Origin of the sequence: Streptomyces genisteinicus (genome assembly GCF_014489615.1) — a bacterium.
Taxonomy (GTDB): domain Bacteria; phylum Actinomycetota; class Actinomycetes; order Streptomycetales; family Streptomycetaceae; genus Streptomyces; species Streptomyces genisteinicus.
Genome location: NZ_CP060825.1, coordinates 6243648 through 6262832 on the forward strand (window position 1 = coordinate 6243648; position 19185 = coordinate 6262832).

General features: G+C 74.3%; 21 protein-coding genes. 16 read left to right on the plus strand and 5 right to left on the minus strand.

The features are described 5' to 3' along the window. The first annotated feature begins 61 nt into the window (after nt 1-61). The 4 genes from IAG43_RS26850 to IAG43_RS26865 all read left to right on the plus strand — a co-directional run bounded on the left by IAG43_RS26850 (nt 62) and on the right by IAG43_RS26865 (nt 3655). Nucleotides 62-1294, plus strand: a complete 1233-nt coding sequence (locus IAG43_RS26850; RefSeq protein ID WP_187743250.1) for a sensor histidine kinase — start codon at nt 62-64, stop codon at nt 1292-1294. Continuing rightward, nucleotides 1291-1968, plus strand: a complete 678-nt coding sequence (locus IAG43_RS26855; protein ID WP_187743251.1) for a response regulator — start codon at nt 1291-1293, stop codon at nt 1966-1968. Before IAG43_RS26850 ends, IAG43_RS26855 begins: the two co-directional genes overlap by 4 nt. A 129-nt stretch (nt 1969-2097) precedes the next feature. Further along, complete coding sequence (locus IAG43_RS26860) at nt 2098-2286, plus strand: hypothetical protein (RefSeq protein WP_187743252.1); 189 nt, start codon at nt 2098-2100, stop codon at nt 2284-2286. Nucleotides 2287-2458: 172 nt separating this feature from the next. Beyond that, nucleotides 2459-3655 (plus strand): cytochrome P450 family protein, encoded by a 1197-nt coding sequence (locus IAG43_RS26865; protein ID WP_187743253.1) that lies wholly within the window; start codon nt 2459-2461, stop codon nt 3653-3655. Nucleotides 3656-3727: 72 nt separating this feature from the next. On the opposite strand, the gene IAG43_RS26870 is transcribed toward IAG43_RS26865, so the two are convergent. Next, entirely contained in the window at nt 3728-4732 is a 1005-nt protein-coding gene (locus IAG43_RS26870) for a Gfo/Idh/MocA family protein (RefSeq protein ID WP_187743254.1), read from the minus strand. 102 nt (nt 4733-4834) lie between these two features. Here IAG43_RS26870 and IAG43_RS26875 point away from each other — a divergent pair, with 102 nt between their 5' ends. The 6 genes from IAG43_RS26875 to IAG43_RS26900 all read left to right on the plus strand — a co-directional run bounded on the left by IAG43_RS26875 (nt 4835) and on the right by IAG43_RS26900 (nt 10785). Next, nucleotides 4835-5608: a GntR family transcriptional regulator gene (locus tag IAG43_RS26875; protein ID WP_187743255.1), complete on the plus strand. Its 774-nt coding sequence runs from the start codon at nt 4835-4837 to the stop codon at nt 5606-5608. Between the two features lie 402 nt (nt 5609-6010). Next, nucleotides 6011-7030 (plus strand): sugar ABC transporter substrate-binding protein, encoded by a 1020-nt coding sequence (locus IAG43_RS26880; protein ID WP_187743256.1) that lies wholly within the window; start codon nt 6011-6013, stop codon nt 7028-7030. Beyond that, nucleotides 7027-8088: an ABC transporter permease gene (locus IAG43_RS26885; protein WP_187743257.1), complete on the plus strand. Its 1062-nt coding sequence runs from the start codon at nt 7027-7029 to the stop codon at nt 8086-8088. The genes IAG43_RS26880 and IAG43_RS26885 overlap by 4 nt, the downstream gene beginning before the upstream one ends. Beyond that, nucleotides 8055-8930, plus strand: a complete 876-nt coding sequence (locus tag IAG43_RS26890; RefSeq protein WP_187743258.1) for an ATP-binding cassette domain-containing protein — start codon at nt 8055-8057, stop codon at nt 8928-8930. The genes IAG43_RS26885 and IAG43_RS26890 overlap by 34 nt, the downstream gene beginning before the upstream one ends. Before the next feature lie 122 nt (nt 8931-9052). Further along, on the plus strand, nt 9053-10219 hold the full coding sequence (locus tag IAG43_RS26895) for an ROK family glucokinase (RefSeq protein WP_187743259.1): 1167 nt from the start codon (nt 9053-9055) through the stop codon (nt 10217-10219). Next, nucleotides 10216-10785, plus strand: a complete 570-nt coding sequence (locus IAG43_RS26900) for a hypothetical protein (protein WP_187743260.1) — start codon at nt 10216-10218, stop codon at nt 10783-10785. Before IAG43_RS26895 ends, IAG43_RS26900 begins: the two co-directional genes overlap by 4 nt. Before the next feature lie 84 nt (nt 10786-10869). Here the strand turns inward: IAG43_RS26900 and IAG43_RS26905 are convergent, their stop codons facing one another. Both IAG43_RS26905 and IAG43_RS26910 read right to left on the minus strand, forming a co-directional pair. Continuing rightward, a complete protein-coding gene (locus IAG43_RS26905; RefSeq protein ID WP_246574574.1) occupies nt 10870-13113 on the minus strand; it encodes an LPXTG cell wall anchor domain-containing protein in 2244 nt (747 codons plus the stop codon). A gap of 77 nt (nt 13114-13190) precedes the next feature. Next, nucleotides 13191-13724, minus strand: coding sequence for a hypothetical protein (locus tag IAG43_RS26910; protein ID WP_187743261.1), 534 nt, complete (start codon nt 13722-13724; stop codon nt 13191-13193). Between the two features lie 228 nt (nt 13725-13952). On the opposite strand from IAG43_RS26910, the gene IAG43_RS26915 reads away from it, so the two are divergent. From IAG43_RS26915 to IAG43_RS26925, 3 genes are read left to right on the plus strand one after another with little or no spacing between them, the layout of a single operon-like run. Next, complete coding sequence (locus tag IAG43_RS26915) at nt 13953-14720, plus strand: nucleotidyltransferase family protein (RefSeq protein ID WP_187743262.1); 768 nt, start codon at nt 13953-13955, stop codon at nt 14718-14720. Beyond that, entirely contained in the window at nt 14713-14997 is a 285-nt protein-coding gene (locus IAG43_RS26920) for a hypothetical protein (protein WP_187743263.1), read from the plus strand. The genes IAG43_RS26915 and IAG43_RS26920 overlap by 8 nt, the downstream gene beginning before the upstream one ends. Continuing rightward, nucleotides 14994-15749 carry a metallophosphoesterase family protein gene (locus IAG43_RS26925; protein ID WP_187743264.1) on the plus strand — a complete coding sequence of 252 codons (756 nt, stop codon included), beginning with the start codon at nt 14994-14996 and terminating at the stop codon, nt 15747-15749. Before IAG43_RS26920 ends, IAG43_RS26925 begins: the two co-directional genes overlap by 4 nt. 115 nt (nt 15750-15864) lie before the next feature. On the opposite strand, the gene IAG43_RS26930 is transcribed toward IAG43_RS26925, so the two are convergent. Then, nucleotides 15865-16194 (minus strand): hypothetical protein, encoded by a 330-nt coding sequence (locus tag IAG43_RS26930; protein ID WP_187743265.1) that lies wholly within the window; start codon nt 16192-16194, stop codon nt 15865-15867. Further along, nucleotides 16191-16475 carry a hypothetical protein gene (locus tag IAG43_RS26935; RefSeq protein ID WP_187743266.1) on the minus strand — a complete coding sequence of 95 codons (285 nt, stop codon included), beginning with the start codon at nt 16473-16475 and terminating at the stop codon, nt 16191-16193. The genes IAG43_RS26930 and IAG43_RS26935 overlap by 4 nt, the downstream gene beginning before the upstream one ends. 194 nt (nt 16476-16669) lie before the next feature. Between IAG43_RS26935 and IAG43_RS26940 the strand changes: the two genes are divergently transcribed. The 3 genes from IAG43_RS26940 to IAG43_RS26950 all read left to right on the plus strand — a co-directional run bounded on the left by IAG43_RS26940 (nt 16670) and on the right by IAG43_RS26950 (nt 19180). Continuing rightward, complete coding sequence (locus IAG43_RS26940) at nt 16670-17629, plus strand: YihY/virulence factor BrkB family protein (protein ID WP_187743267.1); 960 nt, start codon at nt 16670-16672, stop codon at nt 17627-17629. A 244-nt stretch (nt 17630-17873) separates the two neighbouring features. Then, nucleotides 17874-18473: a molybdopterin-dependent oxidoreductase gene (locus tag IAG43_RS26945; protein WP_187743268.1), complete on the plus strand. Its 600-nt coding sequence runs from the start codon at nt 17874-17876 to the stop codon at nt 18471-18473. After that, a complete protein-coding gene (locus tag IAG43_RS26950) occupies nt 18473-19180 on the plus strand; it encodes an FAD-binding oxidoreductase (protein WP_187743269.1) in 708 nt (235 codons plus the stop codon). The genes IAG43_RS26945 and IAG43_RS26950 overlap by 1 nt, the downstream gene beginning before the upstream one ends. Nucleotides 19181-19185 lie beyond the last annotated feature (5 nt).

Genomic DNA, 19185 nt, shown 5'->3' on the forward strand with positions numbered 1-19185 from the left:
TCGGTAGCGAGCACGGCCGCGCGAGCCCCCCGAGGGCTTCCGTGCGCCTAGCGTGGACGGCATGACGCGCACGGACTACCCATGGCTGCTGCCCTCCGCCATGGCCGAACCCGACGGCCCCGACGGCCCAGACCCCACGCCCGCCGGGAAGCCGCCGAGGCGCACCGTCCGCGACTGGGTCGTCGACACGCTGGCCTTCCTGGCCGCGGCCGGGGTGGGCGTGCTCGCGGCCGAGGCCGCCCAGCAGGCGGGCAACGCGGAGGCCGTCGTCGTCGCCGACCAGCTCGTGGGCGCCGCCGCCTGCTGCGCGCTGTGGGTGCGCCGCCGCTTCCCGACCGGGCTCGCGGTCGTGCTGCTGGTCGTCGCGGTCGTGGCCCCGGTGGCGAGCGGCGCGGCGATGGTCGCCCTCTTCAGCCTGGCCGTGCACCGGCCGTTCCGGCCGGTCGCCCTGGTCGGCGCGCTCGCCGTGGTGACGACCGTCGCGCAGCCCGCCGTGCGCCCCGACCCCACGACCAGCTACCTCGTCTCCGCCGTCGCGGGCGTCGTGCTGGTGCTGCTGATGGTCGGCTGGGGCATGCTGGTGCGCGCCCGCAGGCAGCTCGTGGCCGCCCTGCGCGAACGCGCCCACCGCGCCGAGACCGAGGCGGAGCTGAGGGCCGAGCAGGCCCAGCGGCTGGCGCGCGAGGCCATCGCCCGCGAGATGCACGACGTGCTGGCCCACCGCCTCACGCTGCTCTCCGTGCACGCCGGCGCACTGGAGTTCCGGCCCGACGCGCCGCCCGCCGAGGTCGCGCGGGCCGCCGGTGTCATCCGCGACAGCGCCCACGAGGCGCTCCAGGACCTGCGCGAGATCATCGGCGTGCTCCGCGCCCCCGGTGACACCGACGGTCCCGACCGCCCCCAGCCGACCCTGGTGACCCTGGACGCCCTGGTCGACGAGTCGCGGCAGGCCGGTATGGCCGTCGTGTTCGACAACGCCGTGGCCGACCCGGCCACCGTGCCCGCCGCCACCGGACGCACCGCCTACCGCATCGCGCAGGAGGGGCTGACCAACGCCCGCAAGCACGCCCCCGGCGCCGAGGTCACGGTCGCCGTGCGCGGCGGGCCCGGCGACGGACTCGGCGTCGAGGTGGTCAATCCGCCGCCGGCCGGCCCCGTCGGCGCGGTGCCCGGGTCGGGCCAGGGCCTCATCGGGCTGACCGAGAGGGCCACCCTCGCCGGCGGGCGGCTGGAGCACGGCGTCACCCGGGACGGGGGTTTCCGCGTGGCCGCTTGGCTACCGTGGCCCTCATGACCATCCGTCTGCTCGTCGTCGACGACGACCCGCTCGTCCGCGCCGGTCTCGCCCTCATGCTCGGAGGCGCCGACGACATCGAGATCGTCGCGGAGGCCGCGGACGGCGCGCAGGCGATCGACCTGGCCGCCCGGCACACGCCCGACGTGGTGCTCATGGACATCCGGATGCCGGTCATGGACGGCCTGGCCGCGACCGAGGCGCTGCGCGCGCGGCCCGGCGGGCCCGACGTCGTCGTGCTGACCACCTTCCACGCCGACGAGCAGGTGCTGCGGGCGATGCGGGCGGGCGCCGCCGGCTTCGTCCTCAAGGACACCCCGCCCGCCGAGATCGTCGCCGCCGTGCGCCGGGTGGCGTCCGGCGATCCCGTGCTCTCGCCCGCCGTGACGCGTCAGCTCATGACCCATGCGGCCGGCACCGCCGCCGACGTCCGCGGCGCGGACGCGGTCCGGCGGCTGGACACCCTCGCCGAGCGGGAGCGCGAGGTGGCCGTCGCCGTCGGGCAGGGCCGCTCCAACGCGGAGATCGCCTCCGAGCTCTACATGAGCCTGCCCACGGTGAAGACCCACGTCTCGCGCATCCTGGCGAAGCTCGGCCTCAACAACCGGGTCCAGATTGCGCTCCTGGCCCACGACGCCGGCCTCCTCGACGACGACGCGCACCGCGAGCACTGAGGGCTGTCCCGCGGGCCGGGGCGATGTGCCTGGGCTCTCGTACGGGACCGGTCCCGGCCGCCGGCGGCGGCCGGTTCACCGGCCGGAGATCTCCTTATCCGCGGGCGCCGGTCTCCGTAGGCTGGCGGGATGGGTGTCATCGATCTCGCCGTCCCCGGGCCCGGGTTCACGGCCCGTCCGCACGCCTGCCGCGCACGGCTGCGGGCGGCGGTGCGCGGGGTACGGGCCTCCGGCACCGGGCGGTTCCGGCCGGCCGCCGGCCACGAGGAGGCGCGCGCCGCGCCCGCCGGCCCCCGCCCGGCCGCCCCGGTGCGCTGAACGGCACCGGCCCGCCCGATCCCCGATTCCCCGCCCGACCCCCGAGCACGACCCGACCCCCGCCCCCCACGGCAGGACCCGGGACCGACCCCGAGCGCACACCGACCCCGACCCCGACTCCGAGCCCCCGAGCACACAGCGACACGAGCCCTCGCCCTTCGGGAGGAACACCGTGACCACCGACGCCGCCCTCGTCGATCTCGCCGCACTCGGCGACGACTTCACCCGCGACCCGTTTCCCGTCTACGCCGCGTTACGCGCCCGCGGCCCCGTGCACCACGTCCGCATGCCGGAGGGCCACACCGCGTGGCTCGTCGTCGGATACGAGGCGGGCCGGGCCGCGCTCGCCGACCCGGCCCTGTCGAAGGACTGGCGCAACATCGCGCCCGACCTGGGCATCTTCCGGATCTCCTCGGGTGTCAGCATGCTCAGCACGGACCCGCCCGTGCACACCCGGCTGCGGAGGCTGATCGCACGGGAGTTCACGATGCGGCGGGTGGAACGCCTCGCGCCCCAGGTGCAGCGGATCACCGACGACCTGCTGGACGCGATGCTCCCGCTCGGCGCCGCCGACCTCGTGGACGCGTTCTCCTTCCCGCTGCCGATCACCGTCATCGGCGAACTGCTCGGTGTGCCCTTCCTCGCCCGGGACTCCTTCCGCGACTGGTCCAACACGGCACTGTCCTCGAACGAACAGGCCGAACGGGAGGAAGCCGCCAACCGCCTGACGCAGTACCTCGTCGAACTCCTGGCCCAGAAGCGCGAGCAGCCCGGGGACGACCTGATGAGCGGTCTCATCCACGCCGCGGACACCGGGGACGACGACCGGCTCACGCCCGAGGAGCTGATCGGCATGGCGTGGCTGCTGCTGGTCGCCGGGCACGAGACGACGGTCAACCTGATCACCAGCGGTGTCCTGGCGCTGCTGACCCACCCGGACCAGCTGGCCCTGCTGCGGGCCCGGCCCGAACTGATCGACGACGCCGTCGAGGAGATGCTGCGCTGGGACGGGCCGGTGGAGACGCCGACGTACCGCTTCACCACCGGGCCCTACCGGGTCGGCGGCACCACGGTCCCGGGCGGCGGGCAGGTGGTGCTGGTGGCCATGGCGGACGCCAACCGCGACCCGGACCGCTTCCCCGACCCGGGCCGCTTCGACATCACGCGGGACGCGCGGGGGCACCTCGCCTTCGGCCACGGGATCCACTTCTGCCTGGGCGCGCCGCTGGCCCGGCTGGAGGCCCGGGTCGCCGTCCGGAGCCTGCTGGAACGCTGCCCGGACCTCGCCCTCGACGCCCACCCGGCGGCGCTGTCCTGGCGCGGCGGGATGCTCATCCGGGGACCGGAGCGGCTGCCCGTGCGGTGGTGAACGCCGTCCGGGCGGGGTCCGCCGGACCCCGCCCCCTCCGGCGCCGCCCCGCAGGGGACCGGGGGACCCGCCTCATTCCGCGGGGATCTCCTCCAGCCGCACCGGACGTCCCTCGCGCCGGGAGAGCTCGCACGCCTCGGCGACCCGCAGCGCGGTCAGGGCCTCCCGGCCGTCGCAGGCGTTCTCCGCCTCACCGCGCACCATGCGGATGAACGCGTCCAGTTCGGCCTCGTACGCGGGGGCGAAGCGCTCCAGGAAGCCGGGCCACGGGTTCTCCACGGGCGGCAGGCCCTTCGGCTCGGTCGAGCTGATCGGGGTGCGGTCGTCCAGCCCGACGGCGACCTGGTCCAGCTCGCCGGCCAGCTCCATCCGCACGTCGTACCCGGCGCCGTTGCAGCGGGTGGCGGTGGCCGTCGCCAGCGTCCCGTCGTCGAGGGTGAGCAGCGCCGCCGCCGTGTCGACGTCGCCCGCCGCCCGGAACATCGGATGCCCGCCGTCCGAGCCGGTCGCGTAGACCTCGGTGATCTCACGGCCCGTCACCCAGCGGACCATGTCGAAGTCGTGGACCAGGCAGTCCCGGAACAGGCCGCCGGACAGCGGCAGGTAGTCGGCCGGCGGCGGCGCCGGGTCGGAGGTGATCGCCCGTACGGTGTGCAGCCTGCCGAGCCGGCCCGAGCGCACCCGTTCGCGGGCTGCCGTGTAGCCGGCGTCGAAACGGCGCATGAAGCCGAGCTGGAGGGCGGTGCCCGCCGCGTCGACCTCGCGGAGCGCGGCCAGGGTGCCCGGCAGGTCGAGCGCGATCGGCTTCTCGCAGAACGCCGGCAGCCCGGCACGGGCGGCCCGGCCGATCAGTTCCGCGTGCGCGGCGGTCGCCGAGGCGATCACCACCGCGTCCACGCCCCAGGCGAAGACCTCGTTCGCGCTCGGCGCCGCCGTGGCGCCGCACCGGTCGGCCGTTTCCACGGCGCGCGCCGCGTCCGTGTCCGCCACCACCAGGGAACCCACCTCCCGGTGACGGCTGAGCACCCCCGCGTGGAAGCTGCCGATACGTCCCGTTCCGATGAGTCCGATGCGCATGGCCCAAAGGTGGAGGCGGCCCGGGGTCGCTGTCAAGACTTTGTCCTGACAATCGGACCTCCCGGGTTCCCGTCGACATGGCGTGCGACTACGCTCCCCCACGTGCCCAAGCAGCCCAGAGACGAGACGGATCCGTCCCGGTCGCTCCAGCTGAGCGTCGACCGCAACAGCCCGGTCCCGCTCTACTTCCAGCTGGCCCAGCAGCTGGAATCGGCCATCGAGCGGGGGACGCTCACCCCCGGCAGCCTGCTCGGCAACGAGATCGAACTCGCGGCCCGTCTGGGGCTCTCCCGGCCCACCGTCCGCCAGGCCATCCAGTGCCTGGTGGACAAGGGCCTCCTGGTGCGCCGGCGCGGCGTGGGCACCCAGGTCGTGCACAGCAGGGTGCGCCGCCCGCTGGAGCTCAGCAGCCTCTACGACGACCTGGAGGCCGCCGGCCGGCACCCCCGGACCACGGTGCTGACCCATGTCGTGGAGCCGGCCGACGCCCGGGTCGCCGCCGCCCTCGGCATCGCGGAGGGCGCCGACGTGCGGACGATCGAACGGCTGCGCTACGCCCACGGGGAGCCGATGGCCCGGCTGCGCAACCATCTGCCCGCCCGGCTGCTGGACTGCGACACCGCACAGCTGGAGGCCACCGGCCTGTACCGGCTGATGCGCGCGGCGGGTATCACCCTGCACAGCGCCCGGCAGTCGATCGGCGCCCGCGCGGCCGGCCCCGCGGACGCGGACCTGCTCGGCGAGGAGCCGGGGGCGCCGCTGCTGACCATGGAGCGCATCACCTTCGACGACACCGGGCGGACGGTCGAGTTCGGCGCCCACGTCTACCGGGCTTCGCGCTACTCCTTCGAGTTCCAGCTCCTGGCGCGGCCCTGAGGGCCCCGGCCCCCGCACCCCTCCCCGGGGACCGCCTCCGGCGGGCGCGTCCCCACCCCGTCCGGATGTCCGGACAAAGCCTTGACGGGGTCGCGCACCCGTCGTAGAAACTCCCCCGGCCGCAACGGGGCGGCCGGGACAGGAGGCGACACCATGCGCATCACCCGCACGGCCCCCGACCGCCCGCGGCACCCCCGGCAGCGGACCCGGGCGCCCCTGTGGCACCTCGCCCGGGGCCCCCGGACCGCCCGGTCCCCGGGGGCCCGGCCGCACCCGCTGCCCGTGGCGCCGTCCGGCGTGACGGATACTTGGGCGGCCGGACCGGGGCAGCAGGCCCCCCGGCGGTACGGGCGGGACGACCCCCGGCGGTACGGATCGACACGGCGAGAAGGGCACGGCTTCGTGGCACGGGCAAGGACAGGGGCACGCGCGCTCGGCGCGGTGCTGGCGGCGGTACTCGCAGCCACCACCCTCGCGGGGTGCAGCAGCACGGGCGGCAAGCGGGCCGAGGACGCGCGCAAGGCCGCCGAGAACGCCCGCGGCAAGGCCGCGGTCACCACCCCGCGCTGGACCTTCGCCATGGTCACCCACTCCGGGGACGGCGACACCTTCTGGGACATCGTCCAGAAGGGCGCCAAGGAGGCCGCGGCCAAGGACAACATCAACTTCCTCTACGCCCACAGCGACGAGGGCCAGCAGCAGGCGCAGCTCGTCGACTCCTACATCTCCAAGAAGGTCGACGCGCTGATCGTCACCCTCGCCAAGCCCGACGCGATGAAGGCCGCCGTGGCCAAGGCCACCGCCGCCGGCATCCCCGTGATCACCGTCAACTCGGGCTCCGCGCAGTCCAAGGAGTACGGAGCGCTCACCCATATCGGCCAGGACGAGTCGGTGGCCGGCGAGGCCGTCGGCGAGGAGCTGAACGCCCGCGGCCGCAAGAAGGCCCTCTGCGTCCTGCACGAGCAGGGCAACGTCGGCCACGAGCAGCGCTGCGCCGGGGCGAAGAAGACCTTCGGCGGGCAGCTGCAGAACCTCTACGTCGACGGCACCAACATGCCCGACGTCCAGGCGTCCATCGAGGCCAAGCTCCAGGCCGACAAGGCCGTGGACGCCGTCGTCACCCTCGGCGCCCCGTTCGCCGACGCCGCGGTGCAGGCGAAGAAGACCGCCGGGTCGAAGGCCGAGATCGACACCTTCGACCTCAACGCCAAGGTCGCCGCGGGGCTCGAACAGGGCACCCTCGGCTTCGCCGTCGACCAGCAGCCCTACCTCCAGGGCTACGAGGCCGTCGACCTGCTGTGGCTGTACAAGTACAACGCCGACGTCCTCGGCGGCGGCCGGCCCGTGCTGACCGGACCGCAGATCATCACCGAGAAGGACGCCGCCCAGCTCAGGGAGTACACGGAACGGGGGACCCGATGAGTCAGGCCGCACCGCCCGCCGCACCCGGCGGCGCGCCGCCGGCCGGGGACGAGCGCCTGCTGCGCACCTCGCTGCCGCGCCGGCTCATGGGCCGTCCCGAGCTCGGCTCGGTGGTCGGCGCCGTCGCCGTGTTCGTCTTCTTCTCGATCGTGGCCGACTCCTTCCTCCAGCCGTCCAGCCTGAACACGGTCCTCTACGCGGCCTCCACCCTCGGGGTGATGGCCGTGCCGGTCGCGCTGCTGATGATCGGCGGCGAGTTCGACCTGTCGGCCGGTGTGATGGTCACCAGCTCGGCGCTGATCTCCTCGATGTTCAGCTACCAGATGACGGCCAACGTCTGGGTCGGCGTGGGCGTGTCCCTGCTGGTCACCCTCGCCATCGGCGCGTTCAACGGCTTCATGCTGACCCGCACGAAGCTGCCCAGCTTCATCATCACGCTCGGCACCTTCCTGATGCTGACCGGCCTCAACCTGGGCTTCACCAAGCTGATCAGCGGCACGGTCTCCACCAAGTCGATCGCGGACATGGAGGGCTTCTCCTCCGCCCGCACGGTGTTCGCCGAGACCCCTCTCTTCGGCGCCACCGTCAAGTCGACGATCCTGTGGTGGGCCGTCCTCGTCGCCCTGGCCACCTGGATCCTGCTGCGCACCCGCTTCGGCAACTGGATCTTCGCCGTCGGCGGCGGCGCCGACGCCGCCCGCGCGGTCGGCGTCCCGGTCAAGCGGACCAAGATCTTCCTCTACATGGGCGTCGCGTTCGCCGCCTGGGTCTCCGGCCAGCACCTGCTGTTCTCGTTCGACGTGGTCCAGTCCGGCGAGGGCGTCGGCAACGAGCTGACGTACATCATCGCGGCCGTCATCGGCGGCTGTCTGATCACCGGCGGCTACGGCTCCGCGATCGGTTCGGCGGTCGGCGCGTTCATCTTCGGCATGACCAGCAAGGGCATCGTCTACGCCGAGTGGAACCCGGACTGGTTCAAGTTCTTCCTCGGAGCGATGCTCCTTCTGGCCACCCTGCTCAACGCATGGGTACGCAAGCGCGCGGAGGCGACACGGTGACCGGCACCCAGCCCGCGGGGCCCCTCGTCGCACTGGACGACGTCAGCAAGTACTACGGCAACATCCGCGCCCTCGAAGGCGTCTCGCTGGAGGTCGGCGCGGGGGAGATCACCTGCGTGCTCGGCGACAACGGCGCCGGCAAGTCCACCCTCATCAAGATCATCGCGGGTCTGCACCGTCACGACGCCGGCGCCTTCCGCATCGAGGGGGAGGAGGTCTCGCTCGGCAACCCCCGCGAGGCCCTGGACCGCGGCATCGCCACCGTCTACCAGGACCTGGCCGTCGTGCCGCTGATGCCGGTCTGGCGGAACTTCTTCCTCGGCTCCGAGCCGGTGAAGGGCAAGGGCCCCTTCAAGCGCCTCGACGTCGAGACGATGCGCGCCACCACCCGCTCCGAGCTGCTGCGCATGGGCATCGACCTGCGCGACGTCGACCAGCCCATCGGCACCCTGTCCGGCGGCGAGCGCCAGTGCGTGGCCATCGCCCGCGCCGTGTACTTCGGCGCCAAGGTGCTCGTCCTCGACGAACCCACCGCCGCACTCGGCGTGAAGCAGTCCGGCGTGGTCCTCAAGTACGTGGCAGCGGCGCGCGACGCCGGTCTCGGAGTGGTGCTGATCACCCACAACCCGCACCACGCCTACCTCGTCGGCGACCGCTTCGTGCTGCTCAAGCGCGGTGTGATGGCCGCGAGCCACACCCGGGAGACGGTCACGCTCGACGAGCTCACCCGCCAGATGGCGGGCGGCAGCGAGCTGGAGGACCTGCGCCACGAGCTGGAACGCGCACCGGCCCCCACCCACCTCGGCGGCCACCCCGCGAAGCCGGAGCCCGGCACGGACTGACGCGTCGGCCCGGAGGCGGGCGGGCCCCGCCTCCGGGCCGGACCGGAACGACTAGCATCGGATCCCGGCGGGCGCCGTCCGCCCCGCTGAACCGGAGCACCCCCCACGAGCGCAGGGACGACGTGAGCACGTACCGCGACTTCACGCACCGAGGCGCCACTCGTGCGACCGTCCTCAAGACCATCGGCACCCGGGAACGGCGCTCGCACGTCACCGCCCCGCGCGTCCCCACCGTCGGCATCGACATCGGCGGCACCAAGGTGATGGCCGGTGTCGTGGACGCCGACGGCGTCATCCTGGAGAAGGTCCGCACCGAGACGCCGGACAAGTCGAAGAGCCCCAAGGTCGTCGAGGACACCATCTGCGAGCTCGTCCTCGACCTCTCCGACCGCCACGACGTGCACGCCGTCGGCATCGGCGCGGCCGGCTGGGTGGACGCCGACCGCTCCAAGGTCCTCTTCGCACCCCACCTGGCCTGGCGCAACGAACCGCTGCGCGACGCGCTCTCCGCCCGGCTCGCCGTCCCCGTCCTCGTCGACAACGACGCCAACACCGCCGCCTGGGCCGAGTGGCGCTTCGGCGCCGGCCGCGGCGAGGACCACCTCGTCATGATCACGCTCGGCACCGGCATCGGCGGCGCCATCCTGGAGGACGGCCAGGTCAAGCGCGGCAAGTACGGGGTCGCGGGTGAGTTCGGCCATATGCAGGTCGTCCCCGGCGGCCACCGCTGCCCCTGCGGCAACCGCGGCTGCTGGGAGCAGTACAGCTCCGGCAACGCGCTCGTGCGCGAGGCCCGGGAGCTGGCCGCGGCCGACTCCCCGGTGGCCTACAACATCATCGACCGGGTCGGCGGGAACGTCCGCGACATCACCGGCCCGCTCATCACCGAACTCGCCCGCGACGGCGACGCGATGTGCGTCGAACTCCTCCAGGACATCGGCCAGTGGCTGGGCGTCGGCATCGCCAATCTCGCCGCCGCGCTCGACCCCTCCTGCTTCGTCATCGGCGGCGGCGTCAGCGCCGCCGACGACCTCCTCATCGGCCCCGCCCGCGACGCCTTCCGCCGTCACCTCACGGGCCGCGGCTACCGGCCCGAGGCCCGCATCGCCAAGGCCCAGCTCGGCCCGGAGGCCGGTATGGTCGGAGCGGCCGACCTCGCCCGGCTGGTCGCACGGCGCTTCCGCCGCGCCAACCGCCGCCGGGTGGAGCGCCACGAACGCTACGAGCGCTACGCGCAGGCACTGCGCAGTCCCAGTTCCGTCCGTCCCACCCAGGATCCGCCCTCATGACCACGCTGACCCGACAGCCCGGCCCGCCGAAGCCGCCCGAGGCCCGGCGGCACATGCTGGTGCGCCGCTGGCTCACCGCGATCACGATCGTGCTGCTCATCGGCATCCCGGCCGGCTACCTGGTCGTCTCGGCGGAGCAGAGCCGGGACAGCGGCCGCGACAAGGAGGCCGAGTCCTCCGCGGACGGCCTGCGCGACAAGTGGCCGTCGAAGATGAAGCGGCGCATCTTCGAGGTACCCGTCCCGGAAGGCGCGTGGCGCGTCGGCTACTTCGAGACGAGCAACTGGAAGACCAGCCGCTTCTACGTCCAGTTCCGCACCACGCCCAAGGGGCTCGACAAGTTCCTCAAGGGTGTCGGCACCTCCCGGGACGAGCTCCGCAAGGGCGAGGTCACCATCGCCGAACGCGACGCCGAGACCGTCGGCTGGAACTTCGGCCTGAAGGGCCGGGCCTGGGCGGGCACGACCCACACCAACGCGGACCCGCGCCCCAGCCAGGACATCACCGTCGACCTGACCGAGCCGAAGAAGCCGTGGGTGTACGTGGTCTCGACGGCCACCCCCTGACCGCCGTCCGCCGGCGCCGCGATGCGTGAGGGCCGCCGGGCCGACGGCTGACGCCGGCCCGGCGGCCCCCGCGGCACTCGGCGGTCAGACCTCGCGGGGCGCGCGGGACCGGCGGCGGACGTACCAGCCCCCGGCCGCGAGCAGCAGCGCGGCACCGGCGACGGTGGCGGCGCTCGCGCCCGTGGAGGCGAGACTTCCGCCGCCGGTGCCCGCCGTCCCGGCGCCGCCGACGGTGGCGCCGGAACCACCGGCCGCACCGCCGGACGAGCCCGAGCCGCCGGCACCCCCCGTGCCGTCGCCGCCCGAGCCGCCGGTCGTGCCGTCGCCGCCGGAGCCGCCGGACGAGCCCGAGCCTCCGGCACCCCCCGTTCCGCCGCTGTCCGAGCCGCCGTTCCCGCTGCCGCCGTCGCCTCCGCTGCCGCCGTCGCTCCCGTCGCCGCCGTCGCCGGGCTCCGTCACGGTGAGCGTCATCGGCGCGGTGCGCGTCGTGCCGGCCTCGTTGCCGAACTCGGCCCGGTAGCGGTGGCCGTCCTGGGCGGCGCGGGCGGTGAAGGTGAGGACGTCGGCGTCCGCCCCCTCGATCCCGGACCAGGTCCGGCCGCCGTCCGTGCTGACCTGCCACCGCACGGTCGGCGCCGGGACCGCCTCGGCCGCCGCGGCCAGCGTGACCTCCTCGCCCGCCGCGGCCGACAGGTCGGCGGGGGAGCGGACGATCCGGGGGGACGTCCGCAGGTCGAAGCGGAGGACCTTGCTCTCCGCGGCCCTCGTGACGTACACGGACGTGGCGCCCGGGGCGACCGCGACGCCCGCGTACGTGCCGACCCGGACGCTGCCCGCCAGCGGGACGGCGCCGGCGGCCGCGGCCCCGGTGGCGGCGTCGAGGATCTCCAGCGAGCCGGTGTCGTCCGTGGAGCCGTCGGACAGGTCCTCCCGGAGCAGGAAGGCGCGTGCGGTGACGGGGTCGAACGCGACGGCCATCGGGCGGTCCGTGCCGCCGAGGGCGGCCACCGGCCGGGCGTCCTCGTCGAAGACGAGGACGGACGTCCCGTTGCCCACCCACACGTTGCCGGTCGCCGGGTCCGTCTCGATGAACGTCATGTAGTCGGCAGGGAGCGGGACCGTGGCCGAGACGCCGAAGTCCGCGGTGCCGACCTTGCGCAGGACGGGCGTGCCCCCGGAGGTCCCGAGGGACCAGGCGGTGCCCCGGACCGCGTCCACGGCGAGGTCGCCGGCGCCCTCCAGGGCCGCGGTCCTCCCCACCGCGCCGGTGGCGATGTCGACGCGGCGCAGTTCGCCGCCGGCGGCGACCAGCACGGTGGAGGTGTCGGCGTCCTGGCCGACGCCGGTGTAGGAGGCTCCGTCGGCCCAGATGCCGCGGGCTTCGGTGTCGCCGTGCCGGGCGGTGCCGACGCCTCGCAGCGGGTAGTGGAAGACGACTCCGTCGCCCGGCAGCGGGGCGACGATCCTGCGCACGACCCGGGCGGCGCTCACGCCGCCCGCGCCGGGTGCCCGGGCGATGTGCCCGAGTGCCGTGCCGCTCTCCGGGTCCAGTACGTACAGGCCCTGCTCGGCCACGGTCGAGGTGTCGGGGATGTTGTCGGCGCCGACGTACAGCCTGCCGGATTCCGGGTGGAGCAGGAGGTCGAGCGGGCGGCCGGCGTTGCCGGTCGCGAAGGCGGACTCCGCCGCCTGGACCCAGCTCGGGGTGCCCGGCGGGACGTCGACGCCGTCCCCGCCGTCGTCCGGCTCCTGTCCCTGGAAGGCGAGGGGGATCCGGACGTCCTGGGAGCGGTCTCCGGCCCCCCTGTGGTCGACGCGGGTGACGACGGAGCAGACGACCCGGAGGCAGTCGAGGCCGCCTCCGGCGGCCTGCACCGTCAGCTCGACGTCGAAGGTGCCGCCCTCGCCCCAGGGGACGGCTCCGGCGCCCGCGCCGGAGTCGCCGCGCGGCACGATCCACCGGGACGCGCCGCCGGCGCCGGTCATGTCGGCGCCGCCGAGGCAGGGGGTGGGCACGCGGTTGTCGCCGTTGTCCTTGCAGACCGCGACGTAGACGCCCTTGCCGTCGTCGTAGCCGGTGCCGGTGACGCGCAGTCTCCCGCCGGCCGGGTCGATCCCGGTGGACGCGGAGACGGTCAGCTTCTGCCCGTCCGCGCCGAGGGCCGTGCGCGGGGTGCCGGCCGCCAGGGCCTCGGGGCCGCTGGTGACCGCCGTGGTCGCGGCGGCCACCAGCGCCGCGGCGCCGATGAGTGCGGGCGCCCGTCCGGGGCGCCGGGGGGCGGAGGGCCCGGCCGGGGGTGCGCCGGCCGGGCTGTGGTGTGCGGTCATGACGGGGTCCTCACTCGGTGTGCCCGGCACCGCCGGGGCGGGAGCCGGGCCCGTCCGGTGGGGCCCGGTCAAGGCCGTTACTGGAAGGTGACGGGGACGTGGACGTCGTACTTCCGGTCGCCGCTGTCGAAGTGGTCGGCGCGGGTCACGACGGCGCAGTCGACGTCCTGGCCGCAGACGCTGCCGTCGTCGAGGGTCGCCTTGACGAAGATGTCGACGTCGAAGGTGCCGCCGGAGCCGAACTTCGAGCTGTTGGCGAAGAGCCCGCCGAAGGTGTTGTCGACCCAGTGCGAGGCGCCGGTGGAGCCGCTCTCGTCCTGGCCGCCGAGGCACGGGGTCGGCTTGTTCGTGCCCGGCGCGCCGTCGATCACGCACAGGCCGACGTAGACGCCCTGGCCGGGGTTGAACCCGGAGCCGGTGACCGAGATGACCTGCCCGGCGGCGGAGGCGGTGCCGGGGGCGGTGACCGACAGGCTGTAGGTGGTGCCGCCGTCGGTGACCGTGCGGGTCGAGGTGGCGGCGGACGCGGAGCCGGCCAGGCCCAGGGTCAGGGCGGTCGCGGCGGCGACGGCGATCGAGGCGCGGACTGCGGTGCGGGCGGTGACGGTCATAGGGGGAGACCTCTCCTCAGGACATGCGCACAAGAACTTAGGTAAGGCAAACCTAACTATGATCTTCGGGTCGCTGTCAATCGCCGCACCCCCGTCAACTGCGCCCCGGCGGCCACGCGTTCGGGGCCGGTCCCCGCCGGGCCGCGATCCGGCGGGGACCCCGCCTCGTGTGGCAGAGAGTCGGCGGGGTACCAGATGCCCGTGATGTCTGGGAATGGAGCAGCGGCGATGGACAACGCGAACGACCCTGCGGGCGACGGCGACGCCTCCGGCCTGCGCCTGGCGCGCGAACCCCGTGCCGAGGCCGCCCGGGGGGAGCAGGCCGCCGCCCGTGCGCCGGGCGCGGAGGGCGCCGCGGAGACGGCCCCGCAGGCCGGACCCCCGGTCGACCGGCACCAGGCGATCCTGGAGGCCGCCAAACAGGTCGGCTCGCTGCTGAAGCGGGAGGGGCACGCCTTCGCCCTCGCGGGCAGCGTGGCCGTGTACGCGCACGGCGGCGCGGCGCGGTTCCAGCACGACGCGGACTTCTGCGTCCGCCGCGAGGACGCCGACGCCGTCGCCGCCACCCTGCGGGAAGGCGGGGTGACGGTCTACGAGCCGCCCGAGGACTGGCTCTGGAAGGCGAAGTGCCTGGGCGAGGACGTCGACCTGCTGTTCGAGATCGCCCATGAGCCCGTCACCTCCGAACTCCTGGACCGGGCCGTGGAACTGCCCGTGGACTCGGTGCGGATGCCGGTCCTGTCGGCCACCGATCTGCTCCGCAGCCTGCTCGGCTCCTTCTCGGAGCACCACTGCGACTTCGGCGCCGTGCTGCCCATCGCGCGGGCACTGCGCGAGAAGGTCGACTGGGAGCTCGTCCGGCGGGACCGCGGGGACTCGCCGATGCCGGCCGCCTTCCTCTACCTGCTCGAACGCCTCCAGGTCGTCGCCCCGCAGGCGGACCGTGAGGGAACGCGCCCGGTGACGGGCGCCCCGGGAAAGGACGGACATGAGTGATCACGGAGCAGCGCCGGGGCAGGCCCCGGGCGCCCGGGAGACCGAATACCGGATCGGCCACCTCCAGGACCGGCTCGCCGCGGACGGCCTGGCCGAACTCGGCATGCGCATCGAGAACCACGGCACGTCCGTGACGGTCCGGGGAACGGTGCCCACCGCCGGATGCCGCGAGGAACTGCTGCGCGCCGCGCGCGAGGAACTGGCGGGGCTGGAGGTCCACGCGGACGTCCAGGTCGCCGACACCACGCCGCCCGCCGCCGCCGAGGAGCTGACATGATCCGCGTCGCCGCCGTCGGCGACATCCACATGGGACCGGACAGCGCGGGGATGCTGAGGCCCGCCTACGACACCCTGTCGGACTGCGCCGACCTGCTGCTCCTCGCCGGAGACCTCACCCGCCACGGGACCCCCGAGGAGGCCCGGGTGGTCGCGGACGAGATGGCGGGGCTCCCCGTCCCCGTCGTCGCCGTGCTCGGCAACCACGATCACCACGGCGAGAGGCCCGAAGAGGTCACCGCCATCCTCCGGGACGCCGGCGTCCGCGTCCTGGAGGGCGAGGGCACGGTGCTCGACATCGACGGCACCCGGGTCGGCGTCGCCGGTACCAAGGGCTTCGGCGGGGGATTCGCCGGACGCTGCGGCAGCGAATTCGGCGAGCCGCTGATGAAGGAGTTCGTCCGGTACACCCGGCGCTGCGCCGACGGCCTGCACCGGAGCCTCACCGACCTCGCGCAGCGGGGATGCGACGTACGCGTCGCCCTCACCCACTTCTCCCCGGTCCCCGACACGCTGGCCGGAGAGCCGCCGGAGATCTACCCGTTCCTCGGCAGCTACCTGCTCGCCGAGGCGGTCGACACGGCGGGCGCCGACCTCGCGGTCCACGGACACGCGCACGCCGGCACCGAGCACGGTGCGACCGGCGGGGGGATCCGGGTGCGCAACGTGGCCCAGCCGGTCATCCGCCGGGCCTTCGGTGTCTACCACCTCCACTCCCGCGCGGAGCACGGCGACGAGCGGGCCGCGGGCTGACCGGATGCGGAGGGCGTGCGTGCGCCCCGGGTGGCGGGACGGCGGCGCCCCACAGTGGCGCGACGGCGCCGCCCCGCCGCTCCGGCGGGACGGCCGTGCCCGGCCGGAGCGTGCGTCAGCCGCGGCACCCGGGGTCGTCGACCACGACCGCGTTCGCCGGGATCACGATGACGTCGCCCGCGCCGCCCTCCGGATCTGCAAGGACCGCCTGGGTCGTCGCGTAGCCGCGACGGCCCGGACCGACGCACTTGGAGGCCACGTTGCCGAACCCGTCGGGGAAGTTGTGGATCTCCGCGGGCGAGCCGTCGCCCACGTCGCCCCGCACGGGGGCGTCGGCCTTGCCGCGCTCCTCGTAGTACTGCGGGCCGCACCCGGAAAGCAGGACGCCCGCCAGCACCGCGGCCCACACCGGCACGCTCCGCCGGGCGCCGGTGAAGCGGCTCATCCCGTGCACGTCTCGTCCGGGACGATCTCGACGTTCGACGGGCCCGTGGCATTGGTCGTGACGTACGCCCGGTATCCGTGGCCCACGCACTTGGTGGCGAGGTTCCCGAACCCGTCGGGCATGTTGAAGACCTGCGCCGGTGTGTCGTCCCCGCGTCCGCCCTGCACCGAGGCGTCCCCTTTGCCCCGCTGGTCGTTGTAGGAGGCCGAACACCCCGTGACCGCGCCGGCCGCGATCATCACCAGAAACGCCGCCGCGACCCCCACACGTCGTCCGCGCATGGCCAACACCCCCTGAAAGCAAAGCTGTTGCCTCTGGAGACATCCAGGTGAGACGGTCCGGTTCCCGGTGCCGCCGGGCTTCTCCCGGGGGCGGCGCCACCCGTGCCGGGACGGCCCCCGGCAGCGCGTCCGTCCCGTGACGTCTGACGACCGGCTCCGGGGGCACACGAGCCGGAGCACACCGAGGGGGGACCATGGGAACGGCCGTACACGTGCCCCAGACGCGGGACATGGTGGGCGACGAGCTCTCCGGCGACGAGGCGCTCACCGCCCTGCGCCGCTACGGCGGGCGACGGCTCCTCCTCGACGCCTTCGCCCGCTTCCGGTACGCGGACGGGTTCAGCTCCGCCCGCTCCCTCGGCTACCAGGTGGTCCTGGGCATCGTGCCCTTCGTGATCGCGCTGGTCGGCGTCGCCACCACCCTGCACACCGAGGCCGTCGGCCGGGTCGTGGACGAGGTGCTCTCCCGCATCGTGCCCGGCGCCAGCGCCCCGATCGTCGAGCAGGCCCTCGCCGACACCCGCCGCAGCGCGGGCGCGGACACGGCCGGTGCGGTGGCGATGTGGACGGGCCTCGCCTTCGCCGTCCTCAACCTGGCCTCCGCGATGGCCCAGATCGAGCGCGGCTGCAACCGCATCTACGGCATCGAGCGCGACCGCGCCTTCCCGCTCAAGTACGGCCGCGGCGTCCTGCTCGCCCTCTGCGCGGGCCTCCCGCTCGGCGGCGGCTTCCTCGCCGTCGTCGCCGGCGAGGAGGTGGGGGAGCCCGTCGTCACCGCGCTCGGTCTGCCGCCGGCGCTCCTCGGCTGGTGGGGCGCCCTGCACGTGCCGATCGGCGTCGCGCTGGCGTGTGTCGCCTCGACCGTGATCTTCCGCTGGGCCCCGCGGCGGCGCCAGCCCGGCTACACGTGGCTCGCCTTCGGCTCCGGCATCCATCTGGTGCTGTGGGTGTGCGCGACCTGGCTGCTCGCGCTCTACGTCGGCCGCAGCGGTTCGTTCGGCGCGGTCTACGGACCGCTGACCGCCTTCGTCGCCCTGCTGCTGTGGGCCAACGTGACCGGTGTCGCGCTCTTCCTCGGCATCGCGTTCGCCGCACAGCTGGAGGCGGCCCGAGCGGGTCAGGAGAAGCCGGTCCGGCCGGATCCCGGCAGCTGACCCGGCACCCCCCGTGCCCGGCCTCGCCGGCCGGGCACGGGGGTGTCCGGGGCGGGGCGGACCGCCGCCGGATGCCCGGCGAGCCCGCGGTACGCCTCGGCCGGCGACGGCCGAGCGCGGCGGCGGGTTGCACGCGCACGGTGGGCGGGGATCCTGGGTGAGGGAGAGACCCGGCGCGTTCCCCTCCGCGACGGGGTCTCCGGACAACGCGCTCGGGGGCCGTCCCAGCGAGAGGAGTGACCCCATGGGCAGCCTGTCACCGGGGTTCCAGGGCAGGACCCACGCGTTCGAAGGGCGGCTGCCTCCGGGGCAGTACCCGACGGAGTCGTTCCCGGTCCTGTCCGCGGGGCCCACGCCGCAGATCCCGACGGACCGCTGGTCGTTCACCGTGACCACCGAGCTGGGGGAGACACGGACCTGGTCCTGGGAGCAGATGATGGCCCTGCCCCAGGAGGAGCCGACCGCCGACATCCACTGCGTGACCCGGTGGTCCAAGTTCGACACCCGCTGGCGCGGTGTCTCCCTCGACGTCTTCCTCGACGAGGTGGAGACCGCAGCGGACTTCGTCGTCGCCGAATCGTTCGACGGTTACACCGCCAACCTGCCACTGGAGGACGTGACCGGCGGCAAGGCGTGGCTGGCCCACACCTACGACGGCTGGGAACTCGCCCCGGACCACGGCGGTCCGGCCCGTCTGGTCATCCCGCACCTGTACTTCTGGAAGTCGGCGAAGTGGGTCAAGGGCCTGATCCTGACGCCGGAGAACGAGCCCGGATTCTGGGAATCGGCCGGCTACCACGACTACGGCGACCCCTGGCGTGAGCAGCGCTACTGGAGCGACTGATGCGCGGCTGGCGGCGGGCCCGCCTGACCGGCCGCACGAAGCAGACGGCGACGGGCCGGACCCTGGTGTTCGAGGTTCCGCGGTGGCCGGGCCACAGGCCCGGTCAGCACGTCGACGTCCGGCTCACTGCCGCGGACGGCTACCAGGCCGTGCGCAGTTACTCACTGGCGGCTCCCGCCGACGGCGAGCGCGTCGAACTGGGGGTCCAGGCCGCCCCCGGAGGCGAGGTCTCCCCGTACCTGGCCGACGACCTGCCGGTCGGAGCCGAGGTCGAGGTCACCGGCCCGCTCGGCGGCTGGTTCGTCTGGACGCCGCAGGAAGCGGGCCCGCTCCTGCTGCTGGCCGGCGGGTCCGGCATCGTCCCGCTGATGGCGATGGTGCGCGCACGCCTCGCGTCCCCGTCGGACGAGCCGTGCACCCTGCTCCACTCCGTCCGGAGCCCGGACGACGTCTGGTACGCCGCCGAACTCGACGCCGCCGCCGCGGCCCGTCACGTCCGGGTCCGGCACCTGTGGACCCGCGCGGCGCCGGAGGGGGCCGCGCGCCCGGTGGGACGCCTGACCGGGGCCGATCTGCGCGACCTCCCCCCTCCTGCCGACTGCCGCTGCTTCGTCTGCGGCCCCACCGGATTCGTCGAGCACGCCGGCGACCTGCTGCTCGCCGCGGGATACGCGCCCGGCCGGATCCGTACCGAACGCTTCGGCTGACACCC